Annotated in this window: 15 protein-coding genes; 6 read left to right on the top strand and 9 right to left on the bottom strand. The window is 45.4% G+C overall.

Annotated features, from left to right (window positions below; all coding sequences use genetic code 11):
• Positions 1-18: 18 nt before the first annotated feature.
• Positions 19-624 carry a LuxR/HapR/OpaR family quorum-sensing transcriptional regulator gene (locus tag AB4167_RS16260; RefSeq protein WP_010435971.1) on the bottom strand — a complete coding sequence of 202 codons (606 nt, stop codon included), beginning with the start codon at positions 622-624 and terminating at the stop codon, positions 19-21.
• Positions 625-961: 337 nt separating this feature from the next.
• On the opposite strand from AB4167_RS16260, the gene hpt reads away from it, so the two are divergent.
• A complete protein-coding gene (gene hpt, locus AB4167_RS16265) occupies positions 962-1,492 on the top strand; it encodes a hypoxanthine phosphoribosyltransferase (RefSeq protein ID WP_010435974.1) in 531 nt (176 codons plus the stop codon).
• Between the two features lie 86 nt (positions 1,493-1,578).
• Here the strand turns inward: hpt and can are convergent, their stop codons facing one another.
• Entirely contained in the window at positions 1,579-2,238 is a 660-nt protein-coding gene (can, locus tag AB4167_RS16270) for a carbonate dehydratase (RefSeq protein ID WP_010435977.1), read from the bottom strand.
• A gap of 286 nt (positions 2,239-2,524) precedes the next feature.
• Here can and AB4167_RS16275 point away from each other — a divergent pair, with 286 nt between their 5' ends.
• The 3 genes from AB4167_RS16275 (at position 2,525) to AB4167_RS16285 (ending at position 6,196) form a co-directional block, all read left to right on the top strand.
• Positions 2,525-4,156: a SulP family inorganic anion transporter gene (locus AB4167_RS16275; RefSeq protein ID WP_372136764.1), complete on the top strand. Its 1,632-nt coding sequence runs from the start codon at positions 2,525-2,527 to the stop codon at positions 4,154-4,156.
• A gap of 350 nt (positions 4,157-4,506) precedes the next feature.
• On the top strand, positions 4,507-5,424 hold the full coding sequence (locus AB4167_RS16280) for an ABC transporter ATP-binding protein (RefSeq protein ID WP_017059435.1): 918 nt from the start codon (positions 4,507-4,509) through the stop codon (positions 5,422-5,424).
• A gap of 1 nt (position 5,425) precedes the next feature.
• A complete protein-coding gene (locus AB4167_RS16285; protein WP_010435987.1) occupies positions 5,426-6,196 on the top strand; it encodes an ABC transporter permease in 771 nt (256 codons plus the stop codon).
• 86 nt (positions 6,197-6,282) lie between these two features.
• On the opposite strand, the gene panC is transcribed toward AB4167_RS16285, so the two are convergent.
• The 7 genes from panC to sfsA all read right to left on the bottom strand — a co-directional run bounded on the left by panC (position 6,283) and on the right by sfsA (position 12,421).
• Entirely contained in the window at positions 6,283-7,173 is an 891-nt protein-coding gene (panC, locus tag AB4167_RS16290) for a pantoate--beta-alanine ligase (RefSeq protein ID WP_372136756.1), read from the bottom strand.
• Between the two features lie 8 nt (positions 7,174-7,181).
• Complete coding sequence (gene panB / locus AB4167_RS16295; protein WP_137001905.1) at positions 7,182-7,976, bottom strand: 3-methyl-2-oxobutanoate hydroxymethyltransferase; 795 nt, start codon at positions 7,974-7,976, stop codon at positions 7,182-7,184.
• Between the two features lie 22 nt (positions 7,977-7,998).
• On the bottom strand, positions 7,999-8,484 hold the full coding sequence (folK, locus tag AB4167_RS16300; RefSeq protein WP_004735459.1) for a 2-amino-4-hydroxy-6-hydroxymethyldihydropteridine diphosphokinase: 486 nt from the start codon (positions 8,482-8,484) through the stop codon (positions 7,999-8,001).
• On the bottom strand, positions 8,481-9,836 hold the full coding sequence (gene pcnB, locus AB4167_RS16305; protein WP_017059432.1) for a polynucleotide adenylyltransferase PcnB: 1,356 nt from the start codon (positions 9,834-9,836) through the stop codon (positions 8,481-8,483). Before pcnB ends, folK begins: the two co-directional genes overlap by 4 nt.
• Before the next feature lie 183 nt (positions 9,837-10,019).
• Positions 10,020-10,895 (bottom strand): tRNA glutamyl-Q(34) synthetase GluQRS, encoded by an 876-nt coding sequence (gluQRS, locus tag AB4167_RS16310; protein WP_017059431.1) that lies wholly within the window; start codon positions 10,893-10,895, stop codon positions 10,020-10,022.
• Positions 10,896-11,113: 218 nt separating this feature from the next.
• On the bottom strand, positions 11,114-11,560 hold the full coding sequence (gene dksA / locus AB4167_RS16315; RefSeq protein ID WP_017059430.1) for an RNA polymerase-binding protein DksA: 447 nt from the start codon (positions 11,558-11,560) through the stop codon (positions 11,114-11,116).
• Between the two features lie 135 nt (positions 11,561-11,695).
• Positions 11,696-12,421, bottom strand: coding sequence for a DNA/RNA nuclease SfsA (sfsA, locus tag AB4167_RS16320; RefSeq protein ID WP_136981626.1), 726 nt, complete (start codon positions 12,419-12,421; stop codon positions 11,696-11,698).
• A gap of 34 nt (positions 12,422-12,455) precedes the next feature.
• Here sfsA and hrpB point away from each other — a divergent pair, with 34 nt between their 5' ends.
• Positions 12,456-14,954 (top strand): ATP-dependent helicase HrpB, encoded by a 2,499-nt coding sequence (hrpB, locus tag AB4167_RS16325; RefSeq protein ID WP_080582206.1) that lies wholly within the window; start codon positions 12,456-12,458, stop codon positions 14,952-14,954.
• On the top strand, positions 14,951-17,350 hold the full coding sequence (gene mrcB / locus AB4167_RS16330) for a penicillin-binding protein 1B (protein WP_372136757.1): 2,400 nt from the start codon (positions 14,951-14,953) through the stop codon (positions 17,348-17,350). Before hrpB ends, mrcB begins: the two co-directional genes overlap by 4 nt.
• The last annotated feature ends 38 nt before the right edge of the window (positions 17,351-17,388 follow it).

Raw genomic sequence — 17,388 nt, forward strand, 5'->3', positions numbered from 1 at the left:
GAATCTCGAATCTCGAATCTACTTATAAATGCACAGCATGTTTAAGTAGCTATCCGTCAAGGTCGAAAGTTCTTCTTGCGTATCTACACGCTTCGCTTGAATGAATAGCGAGTAACAAATGCCGTGGAACAGATTCGCAAGGTGCTTAGGGTCGTGGTCGTCACAGACTTCGCCACGCTCTATCGCTTTGCTAAACATGTTTTGTAGTAACATTTGGTTAGTGCGGTTTGTGGTTACGAATAGAGGCCATACTTCATCACGGGTTGATGCGCTCCATTCAAACCATACATTCAACCAATGGCAATCGTGAGCCACCAACGTCACCATTTCAGTCGCAATATTATGTAAGTTCTCTTTTGCGTGAATATCGAGATCGATATTGTCTGAAAGGAAGTTAGAGAATTGGCGAACGACGTGGTTAAGTACTTCATCAACCAGATCTTCACGGGTTGGGAAGTAGTTAAACACGGTTGCAACTGATACCTGAGCAATGTCAGCTATATCAGCGTGCCCACCACGGCCAATGCCGCGGCGAGAGAATACCTCAAGTGCGATTTCCATCAATTGAAGTTTTCTTTTTAAAGGTGAAAGCCTAGTTCTAGGTCTCTTAGATATTGAGTCCATTTTGTTTTCCTTGCCAACGAATTTTTTATATTAATGATTTTATTATTATTTAAGCCAAGATGAGTGTAATGGTGCATATGCAAATGGTCAATCCTTTGAGCTTATTTTATAGACAGTTACATCAAACTTGATACATAAAGCGTGATCAGCATGGATGTGAAAGAAAGCGAGTATGTAACAAGGGGGCTGTGCACATTTCATTGAGAATCTAACAGTAAATTCGAGCTGTAAGGTGGTGTGGGTATTTGAGCAATGCTAGACTTACGCACAAAATTGAGCGGCACCCATGGCAGAACTGTCTAAACTTGTCGCAATCACCCAACAAAATGAGAGCAGTATGAAGCATACAGTTGAAGTCATGATCTCTGAGCAAGAAGTTCAGGATCGAGTGAATGAACTAGGTAAACAGATCACGGAACACTACAACGGTAGTGAAGATCTTGTTTTAGTTGGCTTATTACGTGGATCTTTTGTCTTTATGGCAGATCTTGCTCGTGCTATCGATTTAACTCACCAAGTTGATTTCATGACCGCATCTAGCTACGGCAACGGTATGGAAAGCTCACGTGACGTACGTATTCTGAAAGACCTTGATGACGATATCCAAGGTAAAGACGTTCTACTTGTAGAAGATATCATCGATACAGGTAACACACTGACTAAAGTGAAAGAGATTCTAAGCCTACGTGGTCCTAAATCCATCGAAATTTGTACGCTATTAGACAAGCCTTCTCGCCGTGAAGTGATTGTTGATACTAAATGGATTGGTTTTGAAATTCCTGACGAATTCGTTGTTGGTGTGGGTATCGACTACGCACAAAAGTATCGTCACCTACCTTACATCGGTAAAGTTGTACCTCAAGAGTAATTATTACTCTGTTAAATAGTGACAAAAAAGGCTCGCACAATGCGAGCCTTTCTTATATTTGTCTATTAAACGTTAAGAGATAACCGTTAACCAAGAATGGGCGTCGATAAGATCTTATCAAGCGCATCTAAGTGGCTATTCTCTAACGTGTCATTGCTTGAACAACGAACGCCAAGATCTTGCAGCTTGCCATTACCAATCCCATAAACAACACCATGGATTTCAATATCTTGCCCACGTTCCCATGCGGTCTGCATGATGGTGGAGTTGCCCAAGTTATAGACTTGCTCTGCGACGTTAATTTCGCACAATTTATCACCCCATTGTTCACGAGGTAAAGATTCGATCTGCTTACGGTACTTAAGGTAATTGTCGCGAATGTGAAGTAGCCAGTTATTAATTAGGCCTAGCTTCGGATTATCAATAGCTGCATTCACACCCCCACAGCCATAATGGCCACAGACAATGATGTGTTTAACTTTGAGTACATCCACCGCGTATTGCACAACAGATAAGCAGTTGAGATCAGTATGGACCACTTGGTTAGCCACGTTTCGGTGAACAAACAGTTCTCCGGAATACAAACCAGTGAGGCGTTCGGCCGGTACTCGGCTATCTGAACAACCTATCCATAAAAAACCAGGGCTTTGACCCTCTTCAAGCGTTGTAAAATACTCAGGTCTTTGAGATCGAATTTCTTCAGACCATTTAGAGTTGTTTTCAAAAAGCTGTTTAATCTCTGGCATTTTGCGTCTTACATCCCTTAATTAAGAATTGTAACTATACACAATGTTACAAATTCAATCCCGTAAAAACTGCGTTAACACGTACTCATCTGACGTGTTCTAGTCGTTAAAATCACTAACTTAGCACATAAACTACCATCTGGTTATAAGTCATGAATAATGTGATTGAATTAACACTTTCTGTCTGACTAACTCATTTGTTAAAGTTATAAAGTTTGTCATTTCATCATCAGGAAGGTGTGTTTTGTTTGGAAGTCGTTTTTCGGATATCAGTCTCAAAGGTGACATGTTTGGCGGTGTGACTACAGCCATTATCTCATTGCCTTTAGCGTTGGCATTTGGTGTCGCGTCTGGCGCGGGCGCTGAAGCCGGTCTTTGGGGCGCTATCATGGTCGGCTTATTCGCGGCGTTGTTCGGAGGTTCGAGTAGTCTGATATCTGAACCTACTGGGCCCATGACGGTGATCATGACGGCAGTGATGACGAGCATGGTGGCTAAGTATCCTGAAACCGGAATGGCAATGACCTTTACCGTTGTCATGATGGCAGGTGCTTTTCAGATATTACTCGGTACATTAAAGCTCGGAAAATACGTTACGTTGATGCCATATAGCGTGATCTCCGGATTTATGTCGGGTATTGGTGTCATTCTTATTATCTTGCAACTGTCTCCATTGTTAGGACATGCTGCTCCATCTGGTGGGGTGATGGGAACGCTTTCTGCTTTACCTGATACGCTAGCAAACTTAAAAGTGAGTGAGCTATTTCTAGGTGCTCTGACACTCGGTATTCTTTTTGGCTTCCCCGCTAAGTATCGTAAGTATGTGCCTGCTCAACTGGTCGCGTTAGTGGCTGTAACGCTCTTGTCCGTCATTATTTTTGATACCGACTCTATTCGCCGTATTGGTGAAATCCCAGCTGGTTTACCTTCCCTCGTTATCCCTACGATCAGCGCTGAACAGTTTACTACTATGGTTATCGATGCCTTGGTGCTTGGTACATTAGGTTGTATTGATACGCTTTTGACCGCGGTTATCGGAGATTCATTGACTCGTAAAGAGCATGACTCAGACAAAGAGCTTCGTGGCCAAGGCATTGCCAATATGATCTCTGGCCTGTTTGGTGCACTACCTGGCGCGGGTGCCACTATGGGGACTGTAACCAATATTCAGGTGGGAGCGCGTTCTCCGCTTTCAGGTGTTATTCGAGCTTTAGTACTTGCGCTCGTGGTATTGGTTGCAGGTGGTTTAACAGAACCGATTCCTATGGCAGTGCTGGCTGGTATCGCGATGTATGTTGGTTTCAATATCCTAGATTGGAGCTTTATCCAGCGCGCGCACAAGGTTAGCTATGCCGGCATGGGCGTGATGTACGGCGTGATGCTATTGACTGTGTTTGTTGACTTGATTATTGCCGTTGGACTGGGTGTGTTTATCTCGAATATTCTGATTATTGAAAGATTAAGCCGAGAGCAAGCCAGACAAGTTAAGGCGATCTGTGATGGTGATGATGAAGACGATATCCCATTGACTGATAGCGAACGTCAGTTACTCGATAGTGCCAATGGTAAGGTGCTATTCTTCTACCTATCAGGGCCGATGATATTCAGCGTTTCAAAGGCGATTTCACGTCAGCACTCAAGTATCTCTGACTATGAAGCGATGATTCTAGACCTGACAGATGTACCTATGATTGATGTCACTGTTGGCCTAGCGCTAGAGAATGCGATTAAAGATGCATTGGATGCGCAGTGTGAGGTGTATCTGCTGTGTCCTAATGAGAATACTCGTCAACAACTAGAGAAGTTCCACGTGATTGACCTAGTACCTGAATCCAACACTTATCGATTCAGATATGAAGCCCTGACGGCAGCAACAAGCTATGTCGACAGAGATGAGCATCAATTTGAGTCAGTTTAATTTTTCAGTAATAAGCTGATATGAATGACCTGATATGAATAATCTAATATGAATAACCCTTAGACGCTCACGTCAAGACTGATCATTAATGCCGTTAAGTGAATCACTTAGCGGCATTTTTATATTTATTGAACGTTGATTTAGTCTTCACGTAGCCAAGACGCTTATTTGTTTTCGAAAGAAACTCTCACACGATATTTGTATTAATCGTCAATCAACGATAAACTTGTTTGTAAAATGGCCGAGTTAACAAGTTTGGGTTAGTTTTCTGCTAGCTCGTTTTAAGCATTACTCTCTTCCTCAAGCTCGGTCGTCTACATCTTATCTATAGCAAATGGCAGTCTATCTCTATGTATGCATTAGAAATTGAGCAATTAAGAAAAACTTATGCTGGGGGCTTCGAGGCTCTTAAGGGCGTTAGTTTACAAGTAGAAAAAGGCGACTTTTACGCACTACTTGGTCCCAATGGTGCGGGTAAATCAACCACCATTGGTGTTATCTCTTCACTGGTAAATAAAACGTCAGGCAAGGTTAAAGTGTTCGGCTACGACATTGATACCGATCTGGAATTGGCGAAGCAGAACTTAGGCCTTGTGCCTCAAGAGTTTAACTTTAACCCGTTTGAAACCGTTGAACAGATCGTGCTGCAACAAGCGGGTTATTACGGCGTGCCAAAAGCATTAGCGAAAGAGCGAGCGAAAAAGTACCTATCTCAACTCGATCTGTGGGAAAAGCGTGGCGAACGCGCGCGTAACTTGTCTGGTGGTATGAAGCGTCGTTTGATGATCGCGCGTGCATTGATGCATGAACCTCATTTGTTGATCCTTGATGAACCGACAGCAGGCGTTGATATTGAACTACGTCGTTCAATGTGGGAATTCCTAAAAGAGATCAATGAGAAGCAGGGCATTACCATTATCTTGACCACGCACTACCTAGAAGAAGCAGAAATGCTGTGTCGCAACATTGGTATCATCAATCGCGGTGAGCTGATTGAGAACACAACAATGAAAGCGCTGTTGGGCAAATTGAGTGCTGAGACCTTTATTCTGGATCTGGAAGAGGGCACGACTGAACCTAAGCTTGAAGGCGTGAATAGCCAAGTGATGGTCAATGGCTCGCTAGAAATCGAAATCGACAAGAACCTAGGTTTGAATACCATCTTTGCTCAATTGAGCGAGCAACAGGTTAAAGTCCTCTCTATGCGTAACAAAGCAAACCGTCTAGAAGAGCTATTTGTGAGTATCGTCCGTGAGGGGAGTAAATAATATGTACAGCCTATATTGGACCGCTTTCTGCAGTTTGTTGACCAAAGAGATCAATCGCTTTACTCGTATCTGGGTGCAGACTCTGGTGCCGCCAGCGATTACCATGACGCTTTACTTCATCATCTTCGGTAACCTGATTGGTGCGCGTATTGGTGAAATGAACGGCTTTAGCTACATGGAATACATTGTTCCCGGTCTGATCATGATGTCGGTGATCACCAACTCATATTCCAACGTTGCTTCATCGTTCTTTAGTGCCAAGTTCCAGAAGAACATTGAAGAGCTGCTTGTAGCGCCTGTTCCTAACTACGTGATTATCGCCGGCTTCGTAATGGGTGGTGTGGTTCGTGGATTGTTAGTGGGTACCATAGTAACCTTCGTGTCGTTGTTCTTTGTCGACTTACAAGTTGACCATTGGGGCGTGATCATTGCGACGGTATTTTTAACGTCGGTAGTATTCGCTTTGGGTGGCTTGATTAACGCGGTATTCGCACGCACGTTTGATGATATCTCTATTATCCCAACCTTTATCTTAACGCCGCTGACGTACCTTGGTGGTGTGTTCTACTCGATCAGTCTATTGCCTGAATTCTGGCAAGGTGTATCGAAGTTGAACCCTATCGTGTACATGGTTAACGCGTTCAGATATGGCTTCTTGGGTGTGTCTGATGTGGGGATCGTGACGTCGTTTGGCGTACTAGGTGTGTTTATCGTGCTGTTGTATGGCATTGCACACTACCTAGTGACAAAGGGTATTGGCTTACGTAGTTAACCTTTGGTTCATCTAAGTAACAGGTAAAGAAAAAGGTCGATATAACATCGACCTTTTTTTTGTTTTGCGTTAAGAGCAGAAGCCGACTATTCAGTCGTTTCTTCTTTCACTTCTTCTTTGGTTTCCGTTACCAAATCGAGAACTTGGTTATCGATAAGACGCGTCTTACCTAGGAAAGCCGACATTAGAATTACTGCTTGAGTTGATTCTGAAGTGATCGCTTGCAGAGTTTTAGCATCACAAATGAAGATTTCGTCAGGTTGAAGATCTGCAGCGCGTAGCTGGTCAGTAGCATCTTCAATCACTGATGCGTAATCATCGCGACCACCACGAATAGCGCTGCTGATCCAGCGCATAGTACGCGCTAAAACGGGCGCTCGTTGGCGCTCGTCAATCGTTAGGTTGCTATTGCGAGAGCTCATTGCCAAACCATCCATTTCACGAACGGTCGCAACGCCGACAACTTCAATGTCTAATGCTAAATCAGTGGTCATCTGGCGAATAACAGCAAGTTGCTGAAAGTCTTTCTCGCCGAAGCATGCAAAGTCTGGCTGAACGATATTAAACAGTTTAGTGACAATGGTTGATACACCACGGAAGTGACCTGGACGAGAGGCACCTTCAAGCATGTGAGATATGCCAGGGACCTCAACAAACGTCTGCTTGTCTAATCCATCTGGGTACATCACCTCTGGCTTTGGTGTAAATACTAGCTCAACACCTTCACCTGTTAGTTTGCTTAAATCTGCTTCTAACGTTCGAGGGTAGTTGTTTAGGTCGTCTGCACGGTCAAACTGCATTGGGTTTACAAAGATGCTTACCACAACGATGTCGGCCAGTTCACGAGCTTTCTTTACCAGAGTCAGGTGGCCTTCATGCAGGTTTCCCATTGTCGGTACAAAAGCAACCGTACGTCCATCACGCTTAAACTGTTTAATCTGCTCACGAAGAGCTGCTATTTCAGCAAAAGTTTGCATACTTACTCCTAAGCGATTGTATGAGCTTCATCAGGGAAGCGCGCGCGCTCTACTTCTTCTTTGTATAGAGCTACTGCCTTACGCATATCACCTGTTTCTGCTAGGAAGTTCTTAGAGAACTTCGGCATGTAGTTCGCAGAAATACCGAACATGTCATGCATAACCAAGATCTGACCATCGGTAACATTACCTGCGCCGATACCGATAACCGGTACGTCACAAGCTTCTGTAATTCGTTTTGCCAATGAAGCTGGCACACATTCAAGTAGAACGATTTGAGCGCCTGCGTTTTGCAGTGCTAACGCGTCAGCAACCATTTTGTCGGCTTGCTCGTCGTCACGACCTTGAATCTTGTAACCACCAAAGATGTTCACAGATTGAGGCGTTAAGCCTAAGTGCGCACATACTGGTACTGCGCGTTCTGTTAGCATTTTCACAGTATCAACCAACCAGCTTCCGCCTTCGATTTTTACCATGTTCGCGCCAGCACGCATCAAGGTAGCTGCGCTCTCACAAGCTTGTTCTGGCGTTGCGTAGCTCATGAAAGGCATGTCAGCCATAAGAAGACAGTTCGGGCTACCAGCACGCACTGAGCGAGTATGGTAAGCAATGTCTTCAACAGTTACTGGTAATGTATCGTTATGGCCTTGTAAAACCATACCCAGTGAATCACCGACAAGCAGAACTGGCATTTCTTGGCTTTCGAATAATTGAGCAAAGCTCGCATCATAAGCTGTCGAAGTCGCGAATTTACGGCCTTCACGTTTGCATTTGATCAGGTCGTTAATGGTTACTTTTTTCATTGGTTTTCCTTAATGCGCTTGGCTATTGTTGCCAAACATTGAGCCCGTTCTTATCTACTATTTTCAGTAGTTCTGTCAGCTCAGTCCCATCAGGGAGTTGTAAACTTGGTGCGATTTCAGCAAGCGGGTAGAGTACAAACTCTCGTTCTTTCATTCCATAATGAGGAACGATTAAGCGCTCTGAATCGATCACCTCATTGCCGTATAGCACAATGTCGAGATCCAAGGTTCTTGGTCCCCAACGTTCGTCTTTACGGACGCGCCCTTGCTCTAGTTCGATCTTTTGAGTGCAATCAAGCAGTTCAATTGGCGTTAATTCGGTTTGGATAGCGACTACCGCGTTGATGTAGTCTGGTTGATTTTGCGGTCCCATTGGAGTGCTACTATATAGCTGAGAGGTCGCAATAAACGTTGATCGCGGTAGGCTTTTTAGCGTTTCGATAGCCAAATTTGCTTGGCTAACTGGGTCGGCAAGGTTGCTGCCGACTGCAATGTAAGCAGTTATCATTCTGATTGCTTACTCTTTTTGTTTCGGTAAGTCTTACGGCGACGATGGCCTGACTTTGATGGTGCTGCAACGTCGTTAGCCATTGCTTGACGCATGTTACGACCTGCAGTCTGATAACGCTCCCACCATTTTGCTAACTCTTTGGTTTCGCCACCTTCAATCTCACCACGCATTTCTAGGAAATCGTAGCCTGCACGGAATTTGTTTAATTCCATTAGACGAACAGCGCGTTTACCGTTGCGACGAGGCAGTCGAAGTTGCAGTTGCCAAACTTCGCGAATGGTTGCTGTGTGACGACGAGGAATCGCAATAGACTTTACTTGCTGATCTAGAATGATGTTACTCGCTTCCATGATCGCATCGTAGTGTGCCATACCCTGTTCAGCGACAAGTTTGTCTGCCAGCTTGTTCATTGGGTACCAAAGCATAGCTGCGAACATGAATGCTGGGTTTACTCGCTTACCATCTTCGATGCGAAGGTCGGTTGAATCGAGAACCAAATCAAGCATCTGCTCTGTGTGTGAGTCGTAATCTTCGGTGAAGTGCTCCGCTACCGCTGGGAACATCTGTTGGAATAGATTGTACTCGCGCATCAAGTGGTAGGTTTCTAAACCGTGACCTGATTGCAGTAATTTCAGAGACTCTTCGTAAAGGCGCGCTGCTGGGATATCTCTTAGAAGGTGAGCTAACTCTTCAATCGGGTCAGCCGTGTCTTCTTCGATGTCGAAATCCAGTTTAGCGGCGAAGCGCATTGCACGTAGCATACGTACTGGGTCTTCGCGGTAACGCGTTTCTGGATCGCCAATCAGGCGGATCAGTTTATCTTCTAAATCTTCTACACCACCCGCGTAATCGTGGATGCTGTAGTCTGCAATGTTGTAGTACATCGCGTTGATTGTGAAATCACGACGCTCTGCATCTTCATCAACACTGCCGTACACGTTATCGCGAAGTAGCATGCCTTCTTTCGATTGTGCAGAAACGTTCTTCGATGGTTCTTGGTGGTGACCACGGAAAGTTGCCACTTCAATGATGTCGCGACCAAACATGATATGTGCCAAGCGGAAACGGCGACCGATAAGACGACAGTTTCTGAAGAGGTGTTTGATTTGCTCTGGCGTTGCGTTGGTCGCAATATCAAAATCTTTTGGCTGAGAGCCTAATAAGATATCGCGCACACCACCACCGACTAGAAATGCGTCAAAACCCGCACCATTCAGGCGATATAGCACTTTTAGTGCGTTGTCGCTGATCTGCTTGCGTGAAATATTGTGCTCTTGACGAGTATAAATATTCAGAGCTAATTCGTGGAATCCGCGTTGTTCGCTTGGGGTATTGTCGTTTGTATTCATTAGTTTAGAACAAAGTAGGTATCGCCAACTTTGTTTTTCTCTTAGTCCAAAGTGGTAGTGCAGAGTTTAATTGCGGCTAATAATAGCTTAGCGCGAGCCATTTGAGAACATCGTCTGCTTAACCACAGTGGTTGGTTATGGCATTTTTATGTGTCGTTTTTGCTATTTGCCGTGAGTTTCGAGCTAATTACAGTGCTCTTTTTGTAAACTATCAGGTAACTGACTGACGTTCCATTGTTGGCAGCCCCACAATAAAATCTCATCCATTGAAGCCTCATAAAGGGCCGTCGGGATATCAAAACCTAAGAATCGCATCGCGTTGAGTAACGTTGGTTTTGGGTTGTCTAGATCTATCGCGGTGGCATGGTTCTGTTTTGACAGTTTATTCCCCAAGCCATCGGTTGCCAATGGTAAGTGCAAGTAGCTCACTGTTTTTTGCTTGAGCGTCTTATACAAACTGATTTGTCGACCTGTTGGTTCTATCAGGTCTGCGCCTCTTACGACTTCTGTTACTCCTTGGTCGATGTCATCAAGAACAACGGCCAAGTTATAGGCAAACAATCCATCTCTGCGTTTAATAATAAAATCTTCTTCAGCTAGTGCTTTAGGGATTTGAATGGTGCCGTGGCGAACATCATCAAAGGACTCCACTGGAAAGTCCATGCACAAGCGCACCGCCTGTTCACCTGAATCGATTAGGCCTACATCTCGACAGTGACCATTGTAAAAGCCGCCCAAAGCCTTTATCTGCTTGCGGGTGCATTGGCAGTAGTAGGCTTGATTGTCAGCAACCCATTGATCGATTTGAGCTTGATACAAGTCATGACGTTGGCTTTGATAGACGACTTCACCATCCCAAAATAGATGGTAAGCCTCAAGCGTCTTAAGAATGAGGTCTGCAGCGCCGGCCATTTCTCTTGGTGGGTCGAGGTCTTCCATACGAACTAACCATTTTCCTTGGTTAGATTTCGCTTGAAAGTAGCTACCAAGAGCAGCAACAAGTGAGCCAAAATGAAGAGGACCTGACGGTGATGGTGCAAAGCGCCCGATATAATTCATGAGTGAACAACCTAATCTAAATGGTACCGCAGTAGCCGATTCTTAAGACGTTTGACAAGAGCTTTAATGCCTAGAACTAAGCTTCAATCTATAGAACAAGGTTTGATGTATAGAACTAAGGCTTAAAGCTGCTATTTACTATCAAGCGTGTGAAATACTTCGCTTGGATAACAAACAAAAAAGGGAGCCAAGGCTCCCTTTCTTTACATCTGCAAGAATTAACCTTGCATCTGTTTTTCTTTGATCTCTGCAAGTGTTTTACAGTCAATACAAAGATCAGCAGTTGGACGAGCTTCAAGGCGACGAATGCCAATCTCGATACCGCAAGAATCACAGAAGCCGAAATCGTCTTCTTCGATCTTGTCTAATGTCTTCTCAATTTTTTTGATAAGACGACGCTCACGGTCACGGTTACGTAACTCTAAGCTGAATTCTTCTTCTTGAGAAGCACGGTCAACTGGGTCTGGGAAATTCGCTGCTTCGTCCTGCATGTGGTGCACAGTACGATCAACTTCTTCCCTGAGCTGGTTGCGCCAAGCTGCTAAAATTTTTGTAAAATGTTCCGTTTGCTCAAGTGACATGTACTCTTCACCTGGCTTCTCTTGGTACGGTTCAACACCTGCGATGGCTAGGATGCCTAGCGCTTTTTTCTTAGATTCTGGCATACAGCATCTCCTATTTACACCTAGTCAACTGCAAAGCAGCTAATTTTAAGGCGGGTATCTATAGCAGAAAGAACGAATGGTGGCAAATACTCTTATTCAAACTTGCAATCAATGTGATTAGTTCAGCATCTTTGCTTAGCTATTGATAAATTCAACAGCTTGTTTTAGTTGTATTTGAGTACTGCTGAGCTCTGCTTTATAGCAAAGCACTTCAACTCCAGCGTCTTGTGCTTGTTTTAGTAATAACGAATATTTGGCGTCTATATGGTGTGCCGCAGACACTTTTTCAATACCTGAATGTAAAACAGTGAATAAAAGTACGGCTCTATTTCCAGATTCGACCATTTCTGTGAGTTCACGCAGATGTTTTTGGCCTCTGGTTGTGACCGCATCAGGGAAAAAACCTTGCCCTTTAGTTGACGTTTCTTGCTCGTCGAGCAAAGTGACGCTTTTCACTTCGATATAGCAAGGCGGCTTTTCGTTATCTTCAAGCAGAATATCAATGCGACTATTCTCACTGCCATATTTCACTTCGGTTCGTAACGCGTTATAACCTAAGAGTTCAACCATAGTCCCATTTTCAATTGCTTCCACTGCTAGCTGGTTTGCCCGCGCAGTATTTACACAAATACGATGACCTTTGTCTGTTTCTGAGATCTCCCAGCTGTTTGGGTACTTTCTCTTTGCATTATCGGAGGTTGAGTACCACACCGTATTGCCAGGAGTCGCACATCCTGTCATCGCTCCAGTGTTAGCGCAGTGGATAGTGCGCTCGCTACCGTCTGGAAGTTGGATGTCAGTGAGAAAGCGTTTATAGCGTTTAATAAGAGTCGCTGGCTCTAATGGCGGATTGAAGTGCATATTACTTATTTAGACAGGTAGGTTTTTATGTACAATGTTGCCAACATTACACCACAAGGTTCTCCCATTGCCACAACTGCCCATAGAAGCTGTGATGCCAGATCTGCTCGCTGGCGTAGAAACACACACTCAACTTATTCTAAAGGCCGCTCCCGGTGCGGGTAAGTCAACATTCTTCCCTTTACAGTTAGTTAAGACCAACGCCGTTCAAGGCAAAATCATCATGCTTGAACCGAGGCGTTTGGCTGCAAGGAATATTGCTACTTACTTAGCGAGCCAATTGGGAGAAAAGGTGGGAGAGAGCATTGGCTTTAGAGTTCGTGGTGAATCTAAAAGCAGCAGTGCGACTCGCTTAGAGATTGTTACTGAAGGGATCATGACAAGAATGATCCAAACCGACCCTGAATTAACTGGGGTTGATATGGTGATCTTTGATGAATTTCACGAGCGCAGTATTCACGCCGATACCGCATTGGCGTTTAGCTTAGAGATCCAAGAGGCGTTGCGTGACGATCTGAAAGTGGTAGTGATGTCGGCAACTTTAGATCAACAAGCTCTGCAAACTTTGCTGCCGAATGCCAAATACGTTGAATCACAAGGTCGCACCTTTCCGGTCGATTTCCGTTATCAGCCTCTTAACGCAAATGAATATCTAGCCCCTAAAATGGCTAACGTGATTCGCTCTCTGATGGAGAAAGAGTCAGGCTCACTTCTGGCCTTTTTGCCGGGCGTTTCTGCGATTAAGCAGGTGGAATCTCAACTAGAACAATTCGCCAATGATATCGATGTGTGTCCTCTGTATGGGCAACTCAGCTTTTCTCAACAGCAGAAAGCGATCGCGCCATCAGAGAAAGGGCGTCGAAAGGTGGTGTTAGCGACCAATATTGCTGAGACTTCTTTGACGATTGAAGGTATTCGATTGGTGGTTGATTCTGGGCTTGAACGTGTGGCGAAGTTCGATCTGAAAACCGGTATTACTAAGCTTGAGCAAGTGAAAATCTCGCAATCTTCAGCTGAACAACGAGCGGGCCGTGCGGGACGAATTGAAGAGGGCTTGTGCGTTCGTTTGTACAGCGAAACGCAGCTGATGCAGCAACCAGCTATACCAGAACCTGAAATTCTTCATTCTGATTTGTCTTCGCTGGTGTCTGAATTGACGCAATGGGGCGCTGCGAGTGCTGATGAACTGCAATGGTTAGACGTTCCACCCAAAGCTTCTATCGGGCAAGCCAAGCAACTCTTACAGACTCTTGAATTGTTAGACGATAATGGTCAATTTACGGCATTAGGAAAACAGGTCCAACGTTTAGGTCTAGAGCCTCGTATTGCCAGCATGTTGGTTAAAGCGCAGCAAGGTAGTCCTGCTCTGTTGAATGTCGCGATTGTTGCTGCTGCTTTGCTGGAAGAGCCGGAGCGCAATGTGACGGATATTCAACACTCTTTGCATCGACTTAAGCAAAGAAAACATTCCAAAAATAGCGTTGTGATGCAGCGAGCGAAAAGTCTCGCGAGCAAACTCAATCATCACTTAGATTTGTCACAAGCTGACGAATCATTGCTACCATTAGTGCTTTGTTTTGCCTTCCCAGACCGGATTGCACAAGTGAGAAGCGCGACCAGCAGTGCTTTCCTTTTGGCGAATGGCCACGGTGCTGAGGTTCGTGATGATGATCCACTGGCGAACAATAACTATATCGTAGTGATTGATTTGATGCGCAGCACAGGGCGAGCCAGTCAGATTTTCTTAGCCACCGCGGTTGATATCGCACAGTTAGAAGCTGAATTTCCAAAACTGTTTGTGCGTTCCGATTACGCCGATTGGGATGAGAAACGTGGCCGTTTAGTTGCTGAGCAGCGTGTATCTCTGGGCAAGTTGATTATCAGCACCAAAGCTTTACCTGATCCCGATGCGAATCAGGCGAGCCAAGCGCTGCTCAATTATGTCGCTCGATGTGGGTTGGATCGCTTAAATTGGACAGCTTCGGCTAAGCAGTTGGTTGAGCGTGTACGCAGTGCAGAGCTTTGGATGCCTGAGCATGATTGGCCAGCGATGGACGATGCGAGTTTGATTGAACACCTTGATGAGTGGCTATCTCCCTATCTGAATGGCATTAAGTCGGCAAAAGGACTGTCTAGTGTTTCGATTGAGCAAGCATTGTCGGCTTATCTTGGTTGGCCTTTGAATCAAGAAATCGACCAATGGTTGCCAACGCACTATCTGATGCCAACAGGCAGCAAGAAGGCCATTCGTTATCAATATCAATCTGAACCAGTGATCTCAGTGCGAATGCAGGAAGTCTTTGGCGAACAAGACTCGCCATTAATCGCGCAAGGGCGTAAAAAAGTAGTGCTTGAGCTCCTTTCTCCAGCACAGCGACCACTACAAATTACTCAAGATTTAGCTGGCTTTTGGGCTGGCGCGTACAAAGAAGTACAAAAAGAGATGAAGGGCCGTTACCCAAAACATCCTTGGCCGGATGACCCTGCTAACCATGTAGCAACCACTAAAACCAAACGACAGTTGAATCGATGATGACCAAAATGTTAACGCCAAAAAAGGCACCACCTAAAAAAGCGCCAGCAAAGAAGTCACCAGCGACCAAAGCCAAGCCAAGAAAACCAAGAGCGGCTGCGAAAAAGACCAAACCTAAGGCTAAGAAATCTGGCAAAAGAGGTTGGTTGAAGATCCTATGGGGCATTTCTTGGAAAGCGGGCTTAGCGCTTGCGGCATTGCTGTTGTTCGTCGGTATTTATCTTGATTCTGTGGTCAAACAGCGCTTTGAAGGTCAGCTGTTTGATTTGCCAACCGTGGTTTATGCGCGAGTGCTAGACCTGTCTCCGGGAACTCCGGTGAGTTTGGTTCAGGTTAAGAATGAGCTCGATGTACTTAATTACCGTAAGGTGAACGCGCCTCGTCACCCAGGCGAATACTCTTCTTCTTCGACCAAGATTGAAATGATTCGTCGTCCGTTCGAGTTTGTTGATGGACCGGAAGCGGATCGTCATGTGATGCTGCACTTCAATGGTAACGAATTAACTCGCATTCAGTCGCTGGAGAAGAAAGGCGACATGGGCTACCTGCGTGTTGAACCGAAAATGCTTGGCATGCTTGAGAAAAGTAACGATGAGCAGCGCCTGTTCTTAAAACGCAATCAGTTCCCAGAAGTGATGGTTGATGCCTTACTGGCAACCGAAGACCGAAACTTCTATCAACACGATGGTGTGTCGCCACTGGCGATCGCTCGTGCAATGGTCGTTAACGTCAAAGCTGGGCGAACGGTACAAGGTGGTAGTACGCTGACACAACAGTTGGCAAAAAACCTGTTCCTGTCCAGTGAACGTACATTGTGGCGTAAGGTTCGTGAAGCCTGCATTGCACTTATCTTAGACCATCGTTACAGCAAAGACCGTATCCTAGAGGCTTACTTAAATGAGGTTTATCTTGGACAGAATGGTGGGCAAGCGATTCATGGCTTCGGTTTAGCGTCTCGTTTGTATTTTGGTCAACCTATTCAAGAGCTGCGCATCGATCAGCTAGCACTGCTGGTGGGTATGGTGAAAGGACCGTCGTATTACAATCCGGTTCGCTATCCTGAGCGTGCTAAGACTCGACGCGATCTGGTTCTTCGCTTATTGATGCAACAAGACATCTTAACTCCGCGACAATACGAAGAGGCGGCGAGTCGTGATTTGGATATTCAAGACAACCCACGCATTGCTAGCCGTCAGCCCGCTTATTTCCAACAAGTAAACATTGAGCTTAAGAAGTATGTCGGCGATCGATTTGAGGCGAAAAAAGGGATTCGAGTCTTTACCTCTCTGGATCCGGTATCTCAAGACAAGTTAGAGAAGTCGATTGCTCGTAAGGTGCCTGATTTATCGAAAACCGCAGGTAATAAGCTGGAAGCAGCAGCTATTGCCGTGGATAGAAATACCGGTGAAATCCGGGCGATGGTCGGTGGTAAGCGTACTGGCTACGATGGCTTTAACCGTGCCTTGAACGCGAGTCGCCCAATTGGTTCTTTGGTCAAGCCTGCAATTTACTTAACCGCACTAGAGCAGCCTCAGAAGTACACGTTGGCGACAACATTGAAAGACACGCCACTGAGCTTGAAAGGCAGCAAAGGTAGCGTGTGGAGCCCGAGAAACTTCGATCGTAAGTTCCGTGGCGATGTGCCTTTGTATGTGGCGCTTTCTAAGTCTTACAACGTACCTACTGTTCGTTTAGGCATGCAATTAGGCATTGATAGTGTCTCGGATACGATTGGAAAACTGGGGGTCGATAAAAATGAGATTCGCCCAGTGCCGTCGATGTTTTTGGGTTCGTTCTCACTGACTCCGTTCCAAGTTGCGCAGATGTATCAAACCATTACCAATTCTGGGCGTATAGCACCTTTGTCTGCGCTTCGCTCAGTTGTTGATAACGATGGCGAGGTTCTGTATCAGTCGATCCCTCGTGTATCACAAAGCGTTGACCAGCAAGCCGCTTGGCTTACAACCTATGCAATGAAACGTGGCGTGTCGGAAGGCACGGGCCGTTTCCTACAAGGTCAGTTTGCATGGGCAGGGTTAGCTGGTAAAACTGGCACTAGTAATGACAGCCGAGACAGTTGGTTCGTGGGCGTAGATGGCCGTGAAGTGACGACCATCTGGCTAGGACGTGATGATAATAAGCCGACTAAGCTTACTGGTTCGAGTGGTGCGTTACGTGTTTATGCCGATTATCTCAAACAGAGAACACCCGAGCAGTTATTACTGCCTTGGCCGACAGGAATTGTCACCGCTAACTTTACTCGAACTTCTGAAGGGGCTTTAGAGTTTGATTGTGATGGTGCAGTTAAACTGCCACTTTGGGATGAGGGTGGAAACATTAAAAAGGGCTGTGAAAGTCAACCAAAACAGTGGCTAAAGAAGCTTTTTCAGTGGTAAAGTCGTAACAAGAAAGAATGACAAGGACAGTTAAAAGA

Source organism: Vibrio sp. 10N.286.49.E11 (genome assembly GCF_041469505.1).
GTDB classification, from domain to species: Bacteria; Pseudomonadota; Gammaproteobacteria; order Enterobacterales; family Vibrionaceae; genus Vibrio; species Vibrio crassostreae_C.